The sequence below is a fragment of the Mesorhizobium sp. M0340 genome (assembly GCF_040321535.1).
Taxonomy (GTDB): Bacteria; Pseudomonadota; Alphaproteobacteria; order Rhizobiales; family Rhizobiaceae; genus Mesorhizobium.
In genome coordinates, this window is sequence record NZ_JAMYRR010000005.1 from 307,198 (window position 1) to 321,109 (window position 13,912).

At 61.9% G+C, this 13,912-nt stretch carries 15 protein-coding genes; 11 read left to right on the top strand and 4 right to left on the bottom strand.

What is annotated here, in order from left to right:
* Positions 1 to 53: 53 nt before the first annotated feature.
* The gene (locus NKI79_RS10330) at positions 54 to 968 is read right to left on the bottom strand and encodes a LysR substrate-binding domain-containing protein (protein ID WP_502909803.1); all 915 of its coding nucleotides are present in this window, start codon (positions 966 to 968) and stop codon (positions 54 to 56) included.
* Between the two features lie 96 nt (positions 969 to 1,064).
* Between NKI79_RS10330 and NKI79_RS10335 the strand changes: the two genes are divergently transcribed.
* The 3 genes from NKI79_RS10335 (at position 1,065) to sbmA (ending at position 3,935) form a co-directional block, all read left to right on the top strand.
* Positions 1,065 to 1,283 (top strand): hypothetical protein, encoded by a 219-nt coding sequence (locus tag NKI79_RS10335; protein ID WP_254820407.1) that lies wholly within the window; start codon positions 1,065 to 1,067, stop codon positions 1,281 to 1,283.
* 105 nt (positions 1,284 to 1,388) lie between these two features.
* Entirely contained in the window at positions 1,389 to 2,543 is a 1,155-nt protein-coding gene (locus tag NKI79_RS10340; protein WP_352801416.1) for a YbfB/YjiJ family MFS transporter, read from the top strand.
* A gap of 114 nt (positions 2,544 to 2,657) precedes the next feature.
* Positions 2,658 to 3,935, top strand: a complete 1,278-nt coding sequence (gene sbmA / locus NKI79_RS10345; protein ID WP_352801417.1) for a peptide antibiotic transporter SbmA — start codon at positions 2,658 to 2,660, stop codon at positions 3,933 to 3,935.
* Between the two features lie 26 nt (positions 3,936 to 3,961).
* Here sbmA and NKI79_RS10350 read toward each other — a convergent pair whose 3' ends face one another.
* The gene (locus NKI79_RS10350) at positions 3,962 to 4,954 is read right to left on the bottom strand and encodes a polysaccharide deacetylase family protein (RefSeq protein ID WP_352801459.1); all 993 of its coding nucleotides are present in this window, start codon (positions 4,952 to 4,954) and stop codon (positions 3,962 to 3,964) included.
* Between the two features lie 205 nt (positions 4,955 to 5,159).
* Between NKI79_RS10350 and NKI79_RS10355 the strand changes: the two genes are divergently transcribed.
* The gene (locus NKI79_RS10355) at positions 5,160 to 5,825 is read left to right on the top strand and encodes a tetratricopeptide repeat protein (RefSeq protein WP_352801418.1); all 666 of its coding nucleotides are present in this window, start codon (positions 5,160 to 5,162) and stop codon (positions 5,823 to 5,825) included.
* A 65-nt stretch (positions 5,826 to 5,890) separates the two neighbouring features.
* Complete coding sequence (gene der / locus NKI79_RS10360) at positions 5,891 to 7,324, top strand: ribosome biogenesis GTPase Der (protein ID WP_352801419.1); 1,434 nt, start codon at positions 5,891 to 5,893, stop codon at positions 7,322 to 7,324.
* A gap of 254 nt (positions 7,325 to 7,578) precedes the next feature.
* On the opposite strand, the gene NKI79_RS10365 is transcribed toward der, so the two are convergent.
* Positions 7,579 to 8,334 (bottom strand): SDR family NAD(P)-dependent oxidoreductase, encoded by a 756-nt coding sequence (locus NKI79_RS10365; RefSeq protein WP_254820412.1) that lies wholly within the window; start codon positions 8,332 to 8,334, stop codon positions 7,579 to 7,581.
* Positions 8,335 to 8,522: 188 nt separating this feature from the next.
* Between NKI79_RS10365 and NKI79_RS10370 the strand changes: the two genes are divergently transcribed.
* The 6 genes from NKI79_RS10370 (at position 8,523) to NKI79_RS10395 (ending at position 12,615) form a co-directional block, all read left to right on the top strand.
* Positions 8,523 to 9,095 carry a L,D-transpeptidase gene (locus tag NKI79_RS10370; protein ID WP_352476623.1) on the top strand — a complete coding sequence of 191 codons (573 nt, stop codon included), beginning with the start codon at positions 8,523 to 8,525 and terminating at the stop codon, positions 9,093 to 9,095.
* 199 nt (positions 9,096 to 9,294) lie between these two features.
* Positions 9,295 to 9,429: an ABC transporter gene (locus tag NKI79_RS10375; protein WP_254820414.1), complete on the top strand. Its 135-nt coding sequence runs from the start codon at positions 9,295 to 9,297 to the stop codon at positions 9,427 to 9,429.
* A gap of 148 nt (positions 9,430 to 9,577) precedes the next feature.
* The gene (locus tag NKI79_RS10380; protein ID WP_254820425.1) at positions 9,578 to 10,150 is read left to right on the top strand and encodes a hypothetical protein; all 573 of its coding nucleotides are present in this window, start codon (positions 9,578 to 9,580) and stop codon (positions 10,148 to 10,150) included.
* A gap of 200 nt (positions 10,151 to 10,350) precedes the next feature.
* Positions 10,351 to 10,938, top strand: coding sequence for a protein-S-isoprenylcysteine O-methyltransferase (locus tag NKI79_RS10385; protein ID WP_254820426.1), 588 nt, complete (start codon positions 10,351 to 10,353; stop codon positions 10,936 to 10,938).
* Positions 10,939 to 10,948: 10 nt separating this feature from the next.
* On the top strand, positions 10,949 to 11,728 hold the full coding sequence (locus tag NKI79_RS10390) for a hypothetical protein (protein WP_352801461.1): 780 nt from the start codon (positions 10,949 to 10,951) through the stop codon (positions 11,726 to 11,728).
* A complete protein-coding gene (locus tag NKI79_RS10395; RefSeq protein WP_352505256.1) occupies positions 11,725 to 12,615 on the top strand; it encodes an SDR family NAD(P)-dependent oxidoreductase in 891 nt (296 codons plus the stop codon). The genes NKI79_RS10390 and NKI79_RS10395 overlap by 4 nt, the downstream gene beginning before the upstream one ends.
* 363 nt (positions 12,616 to 12,978) lie before the next feature.
* On the opposite strand, the gene NKI79_RS10400 is transcribed toward NKI79_RS10395, so the two are convergent.
* The gene (locus NKI79_RS10400) at positions 12,979 to 13,896 is read right to left on the bottom strand and encodes a LysR substrate-binding domain-containing protein (RefSeq protein WP_352801420.1); all 918 of its coding nucleotides are present in this window, start codon (positions 13,894 to 13,896) and stop codon (positions 12,979 to 12,981) included.
* Positions 13,897 to 13,912 lie beyond the last annotated feature (16 nt).

The following is a 13,912-nucleotide window of genomic DNA, read 5'->3' on the forward strand; positions in this document are numbered from 1 at the left end:
GTCTTACATAGACCGGGGCTACCGACCTTTCCACTCCGATGACGCCGGCAGGTCTAGCTGACGCTCTCGAGCGACCTGAACTGCGCCATCGTCGCCTCGATCTCTTCGCGCACCCAGATCTTGAAATCCCTGACCTTGCGGCTTTCGCCCTTGCTGGCCGAGGTCACCAGCCAATAGCCGAGTCCGCTCTGGGCGCGTATGCCGAACGGCGCAACGAGGCGGCCGTCGGCCAGCGCGTCGGCGGCCAGCAACTGCCAGCCGAGCATGACGCCGTGACCGGCAATCGCCGATTCCAGGCACAGCATCGGATCTGTGAAGCGCGCGCCTTTCATGAAGGTGACCGGCTCCACCCCGGCCGCTTCGAACCAGCTCTCCCAACTGATCATCGACCTTTCGTCGGTGATCGCACAGGTGAAAGCAAGGTCCTCGATCGTTTTCAGCTTGCTGGCGATCACCGGTGAACAGACCGGAAACACCTCTTGCGCCAGCAGCAACTCGGCCCGCCCGCCCGGCCATTTGCCGTCGCCGAGCCGGATGGCGACGTCGATGTCCGAACGATCGAGATCGGCAAGCCGCACCGAGGCATCGATGCGCAGGAGCACGTTCGGATGCCGGGCAAAATGCCGCGACAGCCGCGGCAGCAGCCATTTCGAGGCGAACGCCGGCGCCACCGAAACCACCAGCGTGCACTCCGAGCTTTCATCGGCAAGCGCCACCGCCTGTGCGAGTTCGCGAAACCCGGCGCTGAGCCGCGCCGTAAAGACGACACCGAATTCGGTCGCCACCAGGCCAGCTGGCGTCCGGTCGAACAGCGCCCGGCCGAGCTGCTTTTCTGTCCGGTTGATCTGCTGGCTGACGGCGCTGACCGAAACGTTGAGCTCGCCGGCCGCCGCCGCGAGCGAGCCTAGGCGGGCAACGGTTTCCACGGCGCGCAAGCCGTTGAGATGGACGCGGTTCAAAGTAGCCATACAGTTTTTCTAAACTCGAACGGCTGAAATCTCAATTGCCAGACACTGCAGGATGACGGATTCTAAGTGGGTTACGCAGAATGAGGAGGCAATCTGATGAAGATTTTGTCATGGCTCGGCGCCTTTTCCCCGATCGGAGCGCAGCCGCACCGGCATGACAGCGAGGCCACCAGCTGGGTGACCGATCCGCTGTCGCATCCGGTGCTCGACACCATGTCGGAACGCGAACTCGCCGACATGCCGTTCAGGCTGACCGCGTGTCATACCCGCCATGAGACGGCCTTGACGAGGGCCTGCTGCGGCAGAGTCTCCTGAACGAAGCACCTCAGGCGAGCCAGCCGCCGACGCGGCTGCGCAACCCCTTCTGGCCCAACAAAAGGCGGATTGTCTCGCGAGCAGGCGCACTTATTGTGCACCGCGATGAACATCGCTTCGCCCTTGCGCCTGGCAATCGCCGGCATGATCGCCCTGGCCGTCGCCATGGGCATCGGCCGCTTCGTTTATACGCCGATCCTGCCTGGCATGATGGACGAGCTCGGCCTGTCGCCGGCTGATGCCGGCTGGATCGCATCGGCCAATTATCTCGGCTACCTCGTCGGCGCGCTTGCCGCCACCGGCGGCTGGGCGCAAGGCCGCGAGCGCCAGCTGATGCTGGCCGGCCTTGCCGCCACTGCGATACTCGCCGGGCTGATGGGCCTGACCGGCACGATGGCCGCCTTCCTCCTCATACGCTTCCTTGCCGGCCTCGCCAGTGCGTTCGTGCTGGTCTTCATGACCAGCATCGTTTTCGGTCATCTCGCCGCGACGGGGCGAAACGACCTGCAGGCGCTGTATTTCGGCGGTGTCGGCCTCGGCATCACGGCATCTTCGGCGCTGTTGGCGCTCCTCGTCACCGAACACGCCGGCTGGGCGGCGGGCTGGCTGTGGTCCGCGGTGATTTCGGCCTGCGGCTTTGCCGCCGTCGCGTTGCTGGCTGGCGGCACCTCGACCGCGAACAGCGTTGCCGGGCCCGAGCCGGCGTTGCCAAAAAACCCTTCGCTGGTGAAGATCATCGTCGCCTACGGCCTGTTCGGCTTCGGCTACATCGTCACGGCGACGTTCTTGGTCGCGATCGTCCGCCAGGGCGGCGGTGGCCGGGTCTTCGAGGCCGTGGTTTGGATGGTTACCGGCCTTGCCGGGTTCCCCTCGGTCTGGCTGTGGCAGAAGCTTACGGCCAGGATCGGACTCTATGCCACCTACGCCCTGGGGTGTCTGGTCGAGGTGGTCGGGGTCAGCGCCAGTGTCGTCATGGACGGACGCACCGGGCCGCTGCTCGGCGGCCTTCTTGTCGGCGGCACCTTCATCGCCATTACCGCGCTTGGCCTGCAGGCCGGCAGGCAGCTTGCCCCGCAGGCACCACGCCGGATGCTGGCGGTGATGACGGCCGCCTTCGGCCTTGGCCAGATCATCGGCCCGATCGTCGCCGGGCTGCTCGCGCAGGCCTCGGGAGACTTTTTCCTTGCCTCGATCGTTGCTGCCGCCGTCCTGCTCGCTTCCGGTGCAATCGTCTGGTCGGCTGCGCCAAAATCGCCATGATTATGGTTTTGCTCGGCGCCGGGCACCTGGCACGGGCATTTTCTTTCCCACTAATGTGTGACTTTATGCCCGCTGAACGCCGCTGATTTGCGCATCGACCGAGGATTCCCCACAGTGTTCGTATCCTTCTTCCCGCAGCCGAAGCTGTTCTTCACCTCGGCGGCCATCTGGAGCGTGGTAATGGTGGCCGTCTGGTTTCTCGGCGGCTACCAGCTAGGCGCCTTGATCGGATTGCCCCCCCTCGCAGCGGACGCGGCGCCCATCATTGGCGTTTCCGTGTTCTGGTCGCCTCCATTCCTTTGGTTTTACATCTACTTTACCCTCGGCGTAATGCTCTTCTACGCCTTCTGGCATTGGTATTCTCCGCACCCTTGGGAACGTTGGTCAATCCTGGGTTCCTCGCTGATCTTGTTCACGACCTATTTTCAGGTGCAGGTGAGCGTCGCAATTAATGCCTGGTACGGGCCGTTCTGGGACCTCATTCAAGCCATCCTCAGCAAAACTGTAACAGCGACAGAATCCGACCTTTACGCGCAAGTACTAGCTTTCCTCGGCATCGCTCTGGTGGCGGTCACAGTTTTCGTCATTACGAACTTTTTCGTCAGCCATTGGGTGTTCCGCTGGCGTACTGCGATGAACAATTATTACATGTCGCATTGGCCCAAGCTGCGCCATATTGAAGGAGCTTCCCAGCGTGTGCAAGAAGACACGATGCGGTTTTCTCAGATCATGGAAGATCTTGGTACTAGCTTTGTCGATTCCATCATGACCCTGATCGCTTTCATGCCCATCTTGTTGGCTTACTCTAAGCACATCACCGTTTTGCCGTTCATTGGTCACGTTCCTCAGCCGCTGGTCGTGGCTGCGATCTTCTGGGCAATTTTCGGAACCGTCTGCATTGCCACCGCCGGCATAAAGCTTCCCGGTCTGCAGTTTAGAAATCAGCGCGTCGAAGCGGCATACCGCAAGGAACTCGTCTACGGCGAGGACGATCCAGATCGGGCGCAGCCGCCCACAGTTATAGAACTGTTTGGAAATGTGCGCAGAAACTACTTTCGCCTCTATTTCCACTACGTCTATTTTAATGTGGTTCGCTATCTTTATTTGCAAACCAACAACATATTCGCCCTCTTTTTGATGGTGCCATCGATCATCGCGGGAACCATAACGCTGGGTCTCATCAACCAGATCAGTTCAGCCTTCAGTCAGGTGACGAGCTCGTTCCAGTATCTCGTCAATTCATGGTCGACGATTGTCGAGCTTCTGTCGGTGCACAAGCGTCTGCGCGCCTTCGAGGCAACGATCTATGGCGAACCGCTTCCGGACATCGACCAGCGCTATCTGGAGCGTGAGCAAGCCGGCTTGCGCCCTGAAGATCAGCCGGTAAGCTAGAATGGCGGGCGGCGACCGCTTCCGGTTCAGCCGCCCACCGCCGCCTGTCTTTCGCCTCGCCGCGAAACATAGTCGCGAAAGCTGATGCACTCGACGTCGGCCTTGACGCAGACCTCGCCGGCAAAGCGTTCCAGCGCGTTCCAGTAGGCGCCGTCATTCATCAGCGTGAAGTGGAAACCGAGCTCCAGCGGAATGCGCTTGCCCTCGTATTGCGCATCGAAGGCGGCGCGAAAGGCGTGGTAGGTCCGGTCGGCGAACTCCTCCGCCATACTCGGCCGCTCGAAGCCGCCGGAATGCCTGACATAGAGATTGTAGTCCATGGCGATCACGCGCCTTGAGTTCGGCCCTTCCGGGATCTGCGGCAGCGAAAAGCGCGTGATGCCATTGACGGTCGGCGGCTCGACCGGCCCACGGGAAACGCCGCTTGCGTCGAGCAGGAAACCGGCCGCGGGCAGCGCCTCGTAAAGCGCCCTGTTTGCCGACAGGTAGGGCGCGCGAAACCCGACCACTGCCCTGCCTGCGAAATCGCGCCAACCCTTTGGTTCGGGTGCAATGCCGTTGATCGAATAGGCGTTTTGGAGAATGTGCTTGAACGAGCCGAACTCGCTCAGCCAGTCGGCCTTGCTCCAGTCCTTGCCATCGAAATGACCGCAGCCATGGCTGCCGATGTCGTGGCCTTCCCTGGCGGCGAGGTTGATCTGCTCGAGCCGCTCGGCAACTTCCTGTTTGGAGGCGGCAAAGCCGATATTCGATTTGCCGGCCGTTTTGCCCGGCGCGGCGTATTCCTTGCGCGTCTCGGGTGACAGCAGGAACACGCAGGAGACAAAATACGTGAAATGCGCACCGGTGCGCGCGGCCAGCGCCCGGCTGCGCTGCCACTGCGAAACATCGCGGGCGCTGTCGAACGAGATGATGACGATCTGCTTCGGTTTTGCCGGCGCCGCCGGCGGGTCGGCAAAAGCCGCGCCGGTAGCAAGCGCGGCAATCGAAAACGCAACAACGCGGGACAAACGGGGCAAAGGCATCTGACCGGATCAAGGAATGTAGAAGCACCGCCTACCGGCGAAATATGGCACGGATACGATCGACCTGCGCGGCCGCCGGTGGCGGCGGCTGCCTCATGAATGGGCGATTTTCCTGCGGAACCCCTTCCATGCCGGCAAAATTTCGCTAAAACGCGGGCTCATCAACCGCCCCGGCCGGGGGCATGAATGGTTTTGATCCATGTCGGACGACAGTTTTATCCGCGAAGTCAACGAAGAGATTCGTCGCGACCAGGCGCATGCGCTGTGGGACCGTTTCGGTCCCGCCTTGCTCGTGCTGGCTGTACTGGTGGTGTTGGGCACCGCTGCCGTCGTCGGCTACCGCTATTGGGACGAGACCCGCGCCAACCGCTCGGGCGATGCTTTTTCGCAGGCGCTCAAGCTCGCCAATGAGGGCAAGAACGACGAGGCGCTTGCCGCTCTGGAGGCGCTGGAAAAGGACGGCTACGGCGCCTACCCGCTGCTCGCCCGTATGCGCGCGGCAACCGTCAAGGCGGACAAGGGCGACGTCGATGCCGCCGTCAAGGACTTCGACGAGGTCGCCGCCGACACCAAGATTCCCTCCGGCATTCGCGACATGGCCCGGCTCAGGGCAGCGCTGCTGCTGGTCGACCACGGCTCTTTCGCCGATGTCTCCAGCCGCGTCGAGGCGCTCACCGCCGACACCAATACGCTGCGCCATACGGCGCGCGAGGCGCTTGGCCTTGCCGCCTGGAAGGAAGGCAAGGCGGCGGATGCTTTGAAGCTGTTCGACCAGATCGCCGCGGACGACGGCGCCTCGCGCAATACGCGCGAGCGGGCGACGTTGATGTCCGAGCTGATCCGCGGCTCGGGCGGTGTATCGTAATGCATGTCGCCCAAAAGTGCGCAGCGGTTTTGGGACAACGACATGCATGGCAGATGTAGGGCCGGATGACCTTCAAAGTCGCCATCATCGGCCGGCCTAACGTCGGCAAATCGACCCTTTTCAATCGGCTGGTGGGAAGGAAGCTGGCGCTTGTCGATGATACGCCCGGCGTCACCCGCGATCGACGCGTCCATGCCGCAAAGCTCTACGATCTGCATTTCGACGTCATCGACACCGCCGGTTTCGAGGATGCGGCCGCCTCGACGCTGCCCGGCCGCATGCGCGCCCAGACCGAGATCGCCATCCGCGAGGCCGACCTGATCTTTTTCACGATCGACGCCAAGTCCGGGCTGATGCCCGACGACAAGACTTTCGCCGAGATCGTGCGCAAGTCCGGCAAGCCGGTTGTCGTCGTGGCCAACAAGGCCGAGGCGCGCGGCGCCCAAGGCGGCATGCTGGAGGCCTGGGAACTCGGCCTTGGCGAGCCGATCCCGGTCTCGGCCGAACATGGCCAGGGCCTGCCCGATTTGCGCGATGCGGTGATCGCCGCACTGGGCGAGGCGCGCGCCTTCGGCGAGGACGAAGAGGCTGGCGAGGAGGAGATCGCCGCCAGCGAGGTGCTGATCGGCGAAGACATCACCGACCCGGACGCCGAGCCGAGCTATGACGACACCAAGCCGATGCGCATCGCCGTCGTCGGCCGGCCCAACGCCGGCAAGTCGACGCTGATCAACGCGCTGATCGGCGAGGAGCGGCTGCTGACCGGCCCTGAGGCCGGCATCACTCGCGATTCCATCTCGGTCGACTGGGACTGGCATGGCCGCCGGCTAAAATTGTTCGATACCGCCGGTATGCGCCGCAAGGCCAGGATCCACGAAAAGCTCGAGGTGATGTCGGTGCAGGACGGCTTGCGCGCCATCCGCTTTGCCGAGATCGTCATCATCGTGCTCGATGCGACTATTCCCTTCGAGAAGCAGGATCTGCAGATCGCCGACCTGATTATCCGCGAGGGCCGTGCCCCGGTAATCGCCTTCAACAAATGGGACCTTGTCGATCATCCCCAGGAGCTGCTGGCCGAGCTGCGCGAAAAAACCGAGCGGCTTCTTCCGCAGGCGCGCGGCATGCAGGCGGTGCCGGTGTCAGCCGAGACCGGGCGCGGGCTCGACAAGCTGATGGATGCTGTGATCAGGACGCATCGAGTGTGGAACAGCCGCGTCTCGACCGGCAAGCTCAACCGCTGGCTGGAAGGCATCCTGGCGCATCATCCGCCACCCGCGGTTGCCGGACGCCGGCTGAAGATCAAATATGTCACGCAGGCCAAGACGCGGCCGCCGGGCTTCGTCGTCTCCTGCTCACGCCCCGATGCGATGCCGCAATCCTATCTCCGCTATCTCTCGAACAGTCTGCGCGAGGCTTTCGACATGCCTGGCGTGCCGATCCGCATCGCCTTGCGCACCTCGGACAACCCGTTCGCCAACAGGGCGAAGAAGCGCCGCTGAGCTGCGGGTCCTCTGGGCGCCAGCATCAGGCTACGCTCCGCAGGCCGCTCGCGGGCAGCGCCTGCACATTTTCGGGGAGAGCGATTCCACCGACACCTGCAGCAGGATGTTGGCAAGTCGCGCCGCCGCCGGGTCTGGCTCGGCCTTCCTTGCGATGCGGGAACAGCGCCATCTCAGGCAGTGCGGGCAGCCCCGGCGATCTCCGGCATCATCGCCCTGAGGGTGGCCGGCGCGAGTGGGGGCAGCCTCTGCACCTAATGGGCAGTGTAGGCTCCGTCCACCAGATGGTAGCTGCCAGTGATAAAGCTGGCCTGGTCGGACAAGAGGAAGCATACAAGAGCCGCCACCTCTTCCGGTTTCCCGCGCCTGCCCATCGGCTGAAGACCTGCCATGCGCCGGCTGGCTAATGCCTCCATTTGCTCCGATAAAAGAGGCGTTTCGATCCAGCCGGGGCCGACGACATTGATCCGGATGCCCATCCTCGCATATTCAATCGCCGCAACCTTGGTTAATCCAACGACCCCGTGTTTCGCTGCAGTGTAAGCGGACGCAGTTGGCAAGCCGACGGAACCGAGAACGGAGGACATGTTCACGATGGCGCCTCCGCCTCGATCCAGCATCGCGGCGATTTCGTACTTCATGCTGTAGAAAACGCCATTTAGATTGACGTTTATCAGCTTGTGCCAGTTGTCGAGCGGATAGTCTGCCGTGGCTTTTCGAATGCCGTCGATACCTGCATTGTTTACCGCCATATCCAGTCCGCCGCATTTCTGGACAGTGAACTCGATCAGCCTTTCCACGGCTGCCGCATCCGTGACATCTACCGCAAAGTCGTAGGCCCTGCCGCCTTGCGAGCTTATTTCGGCGGCTCTGCAGTGCGCGGCCTCGGCATCAAGGTCGGCGACAACAATCTCGGCTCCTTCTTGCGCGAGTTGCCGTGAAACAGCCGCCCCTATTCCGGAGCCTGCGCCGGTCACAATCGCGACTTTACCATGGAAGTCAGGCTTCATCGTCTCTGTCCTATGCCAATTTTGACATAACCGAACAGAGGCAGACTGTTATCGCAAGAAGTTTCGCTCCAATTCGCTTGTCAATCCTGTGAATTCATTTTGCCACCACACAGCGAGACTTGGCGCGCAGGCCTTGGAATGGTAGAGACGAGGGCGGCGGTAGATGACCAGTTTCCTAGCAGGTACAAATGGAAGAACACCACATTGCGCGCCGGGGGCTCGTGCTGGGTAGTCTGGCTCTGATGGTCTCCGGATGTACGTCGATTTCATCCGCGTTCGGACCAAGGCTTGGCCTGAATCCTCGTTACCGACGGCAGCATGTGCGGTACGACGGAAACGAGCCGGCCGGAACGATCGTCGTCGATACTTCGCAACGCTTTCTCTATGCCGTCGAGACGGACGGGTGGGCGACGCGCTACGGCGTTGGCGTCGGCGAGCAGGGACTTTCGTTCAAGGGTACAGCGACCGTCGGCCGCAAGGCGGACTGGCCGTCGTGGACACCCACCGCCAGCATGATGCAGCGCAAGCCGCGCCTGGTGAAGTATGCAGGGGGGGTCCCTGGCGGACCAAACAACCCGCTTGGTGCGCGTGCCCTTTATCTCTATCAAGACGGGCGCGACACCCACTTCCGGATACATGGTACAAACGAGCCATGGACGATAGGCACAGCGGTATCGAACGGGTGCATCCGTATGATAAATGACGACGTCATTGACCTCTATGACCGTACTCCGTTGGGCACGACGGTGGTGGTTGTTTGATGGTGGGCAGGCCTGATCTCCGTTGGATGGTGAACCCTGCCAGCACGTCACCGCAAAGGTGCCGCCGGCAACTGGATGCCAACTGTGTCATTTCTGCACTAGGCGTTGGTGTAGATCGCAGCTAACTTGGTGGGGCTGCATATCGTTTTAGTTGTGGCGATTCTATAGGCTATTCCGCCCCCGGGGAAAGGATTGCTTGATGAACAGGATATTGGTTGCAATGGTTGCTGTGCTCGCCGTTGCCAGCCTGAGCGGCTGCGCGAACGACTGGATCGGCAAAGGAAAGGGTAAGGCTCCGGCACCCGCTCCGGTAGAGGAACCAGTGATTAAGTAAGGACCGGCTTGTATGGGGAAGGGGTGCCAAGCCCTTCCCCATACATACGCAGCCGGGGCTTTGGCCGGCTTCATAGCGTACGGCGCGGTTGGCGGGCATAGGCCGTTATTAGGTCTGTGCATTGTGAAGTTCGGGAATGGACGCGGCGATGACGCTTGTAAGTAGCCGTCTCTTGCTTGTGGCGTTGGTGGCCCTCCCGGCAGCGGCATGTCAGACGAAAGACCTGCCGCCCCAGCCGAATTTCGTATCTTATGCCGATGGCGGAGCTGCGCCTAAAAAAAACGACGAGCGGTACTTCATCGAGTTCCGCTCCCGCTACGCCCTAAGCTACGGCCACACCTACGCAGTTTTTGGGCGCCTGGACCGGGCCGGGAGAATGATCGATCCCCAAGTCGCGGGCCTTCACCCGGCTTCGAACAGTGCGGTTCCCTATGTTCTGGGCCATATCGTGCCGGTGCCAGCCGAAACCGGGTGGAGCGACGGTGATCTGGAAGAACCATACAGATCCGCAAGCTGGCGAATCATATTGACCCGGGCCGAATACGACAAAGTCGTTGCCTACATCCGCAAGCTGCAGGCGAGCTCGCATGTCTGGCAGGCGACGGTCTTGAACTGCAACGGCTTCGTGGCGGACATCGCTCATTCCATGGGATATAAGACTCCCGCCATTCAGCTCCGGCCGCAACAATTCATAACCGAGCTTCGGGAGATGAATACATAACCAAGATTCGAGGGATGAATGGGACCGAATGCGATCGGTACTGCCCCTCCGGCTTTCGCGTGTGCGGACTAACTCGGAGAGGATCGCTGCGCCTGAAGGTAGGCCGGTGACGAAATCGAGGCGATGGGTGAAGTGGCCATACTCAGGGGCAGCTGCTACAGTCGCGATCGCAGAAAGGGCGCTGGTGACCTGAAGTGACCATTGCTTTAGCCTCACTTGGCGAGATCATATGGGTGATCGGCATCGTCGCTTGGTACGTGATCCGGTATCCCTTCGAGCGCCGGGCAAGGCGCGTGCGAATAGTAGCTGGCGGCCGCTCAAGTTCCGACACCGTCGGGCTTGCATCGGCTCTCCTTGGCCTGGCGATCCTGCCTGGCTTCTATGTCGCCACCGGCATCCCCGCAGCGGCTGATCATCCGGCCAGCGTGTGGTCGGTGGCGCTCGGAACCATCATCTTCTGCTCAGCGCTGTGGATTTTTCGCTTATCCCACAAGGAACTTGGCCGTAACTGGTCGATTACGCTCGAGATTCGCGAACGGCATGAACTGGTCAGCGCCGGGCCATACGCCTTGGTCCGTCACCCTATGTACACCTCTTTCCTGCTTATGGGGCTCGGCCAGCTCTTTCTGCTGCCGAACTGGGTTGCGGGCATATCGGGTTTGGTTGGTTTCGCAGTCCTTTTCCTGCTGAGAGTGGATAAGGAAGAGCGTATGATGCTGGAGAATTTAGGCTCGCAATACCGTGTCTATATGGAAAGGACCAAGCGAATATTCCCTTATCTTTATTAGAGGTCGTTTTATGCGAGGCCGAGCCCTCAAGCTTTCCGCGCCCCGGCGCCTTGTTGGCGACCTGATGAGGTTTTCGATCGGCGTGCCACGGGTCGCGGTGCAGCGTCAGATGAATCTCGGCCCACTCGTAAGGGCTAGAATGGCGCAGCAGACCAGGCCCTCGTGGACCGCGATCTTCCTGAAAGGGTATGCGCTTCTTGCCCTAGAGACCCCGGAGTTGCGGCGCGCCTATGTCAAGTTGCCCTGGCCGCAGCTTTACGAGTATCCGGCAAGCGTAGCCTCGATTGCCCACGAGCGCGAATATGATGGCGAGCCGGCCGTTCTGCTGAGCTGCATCAAATGCCCGGAGCGCTACTCCATCACGGAACTTGAGCGATCCATCCACGCGGCTCGATCACGGCCGATCCAGGAGGTCCCGGAGTTTCGGCGTGCCTTGCGGATGGCAGGTGCGCCCGCGCCAGTCAGGTGGCTGCTTATGTGGCTAGGGTTGAACATCGCCCGGCAAAGGGCAAATTACTTCGGTACCTTCCAACTGTCCGTCTATTCTGGTCTCGGTGCGGAATCACTCAACCCGCTGACACCACTGACCACCCTTCTAAACTACGGTCCGATCGGCAAAGACGGATCGGTGAATGTCCGCATCCACTACGATCACCGGGTCATGGATGGAGCGAACGTCGCACGAGCACTGGAGAGATTCGAAAAGATTCTGAACGGCACTGTCGCCAATGAAGTGGTGCTGCTCGGTCAAGGTGTTTCCGCTCCTGCAAGACAGAGGAACGCGACGTGATTTCGCACTGTGAATTCCGGCCAGCTATCGTCGTGATTGGCGGCTCGGGTGGAATTGGCCGGGCAATTGCGAGCGTCGCTGCAAGGGAGCGCGGTGCGGTTGTGCTGGTTGCCCGCTCGCCTGAGGGTTTGGCCGCCGCGGCGTCTGAGGTTAGGGAGGCGGGCGGCGAGGCATTCACGCTCGAGTTGGATCTCGTGGCAGGCGATGCGCCAACGCGCCTGGAGGGCTTTCTGTCCGCACACGGCCTGGTCTGTGATGTCCTGGTCAACAGCGCCGGCTATGGCCTGCGGGGCGCGACGACGGCGCTGCCTATTGATGGTCAACTCGGCATCATCGATCTCAATATACATTCTCTCACAGAACTGACCCTTCATTTTCTGCCGGGAATGGTGGCGCGCCGACGGGGCGGGGTGCTCAATCTCAGTTCCGTGGCCGGGTTCGTTCCCGGGCCTTATATGGCTCTGTACTTCGCTAGCAAAGCTTTCGTGCGCTTCTTCTCAGAGGCGCTTCACCAGGAATTGCGCCGAACCGGTGTGACGGTCACATGCGTTGCACCAGGCCCGGTGTCCACGGAGTTTCTCGCAAGATCAGGCGCCAATCAGACGGTGCTCTTCAACATCTTGCCCAAGGTGGATCCGAAGTATGTGGCCGAACAGGCGTGGCGAGCGTTCAAATCCGGTCGTCGCCTCGTCGTACCGGGAATCTCGGGCAAGTTGGCTGCCCTTGTGGCAGCGCTCCTGCCTTCCGCGGCGCTGCTGCCCCTGGTCGGCCGGCTGCAGCGCGGCGGCAATGATCAATGTCCTTGCGGTTCAGGTATGAAGTTCAAGAAATGCTGCGGTACCCGCCAGATTCAGCTACGCCGGGGCCCTCGGGGAATTATCCCCTGAACCGGACCAGCACGTCACCGAAAAACCTCATTGAAACAAGAGACCGCTCGCCGATGACGGGCGTTAGGTAAGCATGTTGGTAGCATAGAGGCGGCTTTCGACATGCCCGGCGCGCCGATCCGCATCGCTTGCGCACCTGGAACACCTGTTGGCCGGCCGGGGGAGATTGGCCGTTCCCTCCGCTTTTAGCCAATCTCCGACGCCGAAAGACGGGTGGGACGGCGAAGCTGCCAACCTCCCCCTCGTGCGGCCCTCGAGGGGGAGATATCCGGCAGGACAGAGGGGCGCGAGGGATCGCCAGCATTACTGCTTCTTCGACCGACTAAGTTATGGAGCGCCCGCGGCCCTTTCGGCTCGTCTGCGCTAAGCCGCTTTCCTCAGACCATCCGCGTCGCCACTTCCCGGCAACGCTTCCAGCGCCGCCTGCAGCAGGATGTCGCCAAGCCGCGCCGCTATCGGATCGGGCTCGGCCTCCTTGCGATGCAGGAACAGCGCCATCTTGGGCAAGGCGGGAAGCCCGGCGATCTCCGGCGTCATCGCCCTGACGCTGGCCGGCAGGCCGATATCGGTGCGGATCGTCAGTCCGAGCCCGGCGGCGACGGCTGCCCAGATGCCGCCAAGGCTCGGGCTGGAGAAGGCCATCCGCCATGCCAGGCCGGCGCGGTCCAGCGTCTCGGTCGCCACGCTGCGCAGCAGGCACGGCGCTTCGAGCGCCACCAGCGGCAACGGCTCGCCATCGCGCAGGCAGGTCTCGATCTGTTTTGCCGGGCCGATCCAGCGCATCTGGACGTCGGCGACATGCCGGCTGTAGGGCAGCGTCGCGCCATTGTGCCAGGCAAGCGCGATATCGAGGCTGCCCGAAATGATCCTTTCGGCAAGCTCATGGCTGCGCGCGATCCTGGCCTCGATCTTGACCTTGGGATGGGCGCGGGCGAAGCGCCCGAGCACCTCCGGCAGCACCGCCTCGCCGAAATCCTCCTGTAGCCCAAGCCGCACCCAACCCTCCAGTTCGACATCGTGGATGGCGGACGCGGCCTCGTCATTGAGCTCGATCAGCCGGCGCGCGTAGCCGAGCATGGTCTCGCCCGCGTCCGTCAGCGCCAGGCCACGCCCAGATTTGCGGAAGATCGGCGTCGCCGCCTGCTCCTCCAGCTTCTTTAATTGCGCACTGATTGCCGAGGTCGAGCGGCCGAGCCGGTCGGCGGCCTTGGCGAAGCTGCCCAGCTCCATGCCGGCAACGAAGCTGCGCAGAACGTCGAGATCGAATGTCACGCGTCGCATAGCAATAATCCTGATA

Coding starts and splice junctions, on each gene's coding strand:
- NKI79_RS10330 (WP_502909803.1), bottom strand. CDS start 968: ATGGCTACTTTGAACCGCGTCCATCTCAACGGCTTGCGCGCCGTGGAA.
- NKI79_RS10335 (WP_254820407.1), top strand. CDS start 1,065: ATGAAGATTTTGTCATGGCTCGGCGCCTTTTCCCCGATCGGAGCGCAG.
- NKI79_RS10340 (WP_352801416.1), top strand. CDS start 1,389: ATGAACATCGCTTCGCCCTTGCGCCTGGCAATCGCCGGCATGATCGCC.
- NKI79_RS10355 (WP_352801418.1), top strand. CDS start 5,160: ATGTCGGACGACAGTTTTATCCGCGAAGTCAACGAAGAGATTCGTCGC.
- der (WP_352801419.1), top strand. CDS start 5,891: ATGACCTTCAAAGTCGCCATCATCGGCCGGCCTAACGTCGGCAAATCG.
- NKI79_RS10365 (WP_254820412.1), bottom strand. CDS start 8,334: ATGAAGCCTGACTTCCATGGTAAAGTCGCGATTGTGACCGGCGCAGGC.
- NKI79_RS10370 (WP_352476623.1), top strand. CDS start 8,523: ATGGAAGAACACCACATTGCGCGCCGGGGGCTCGTGCTGGGTAGTCTG.
- NKI79_RS10375 (WP_254820414.1), top strand. CDS start 9,295: ATGAACAGGATATTGGTTGCAATGGTTGCTGTGCTCGCCGTTGCCAGC.
- NKI79_RS10380 (WP_254820425.1), top strand. CDS start 9,578: ATGACGCTTGTAAGTAGCCGTCTCTTGCTTGTGGCGTTGGTGGCCCTC.
- NKI79_RS10390 (WP_352801461.1), top strand. CDS start 10,949: ATGCGAGGCCGAGCCCTCAAGCTTTCCGCGCCCCGGCGCCTTGTTGGC.
- NKI79_RS10400 (WP_352801420.1), bottom strand. CDS start 13,896: ATGCGACGCGTGACATTCGATCTCGACGTTCTGCGCAGCTTCGTTGCC.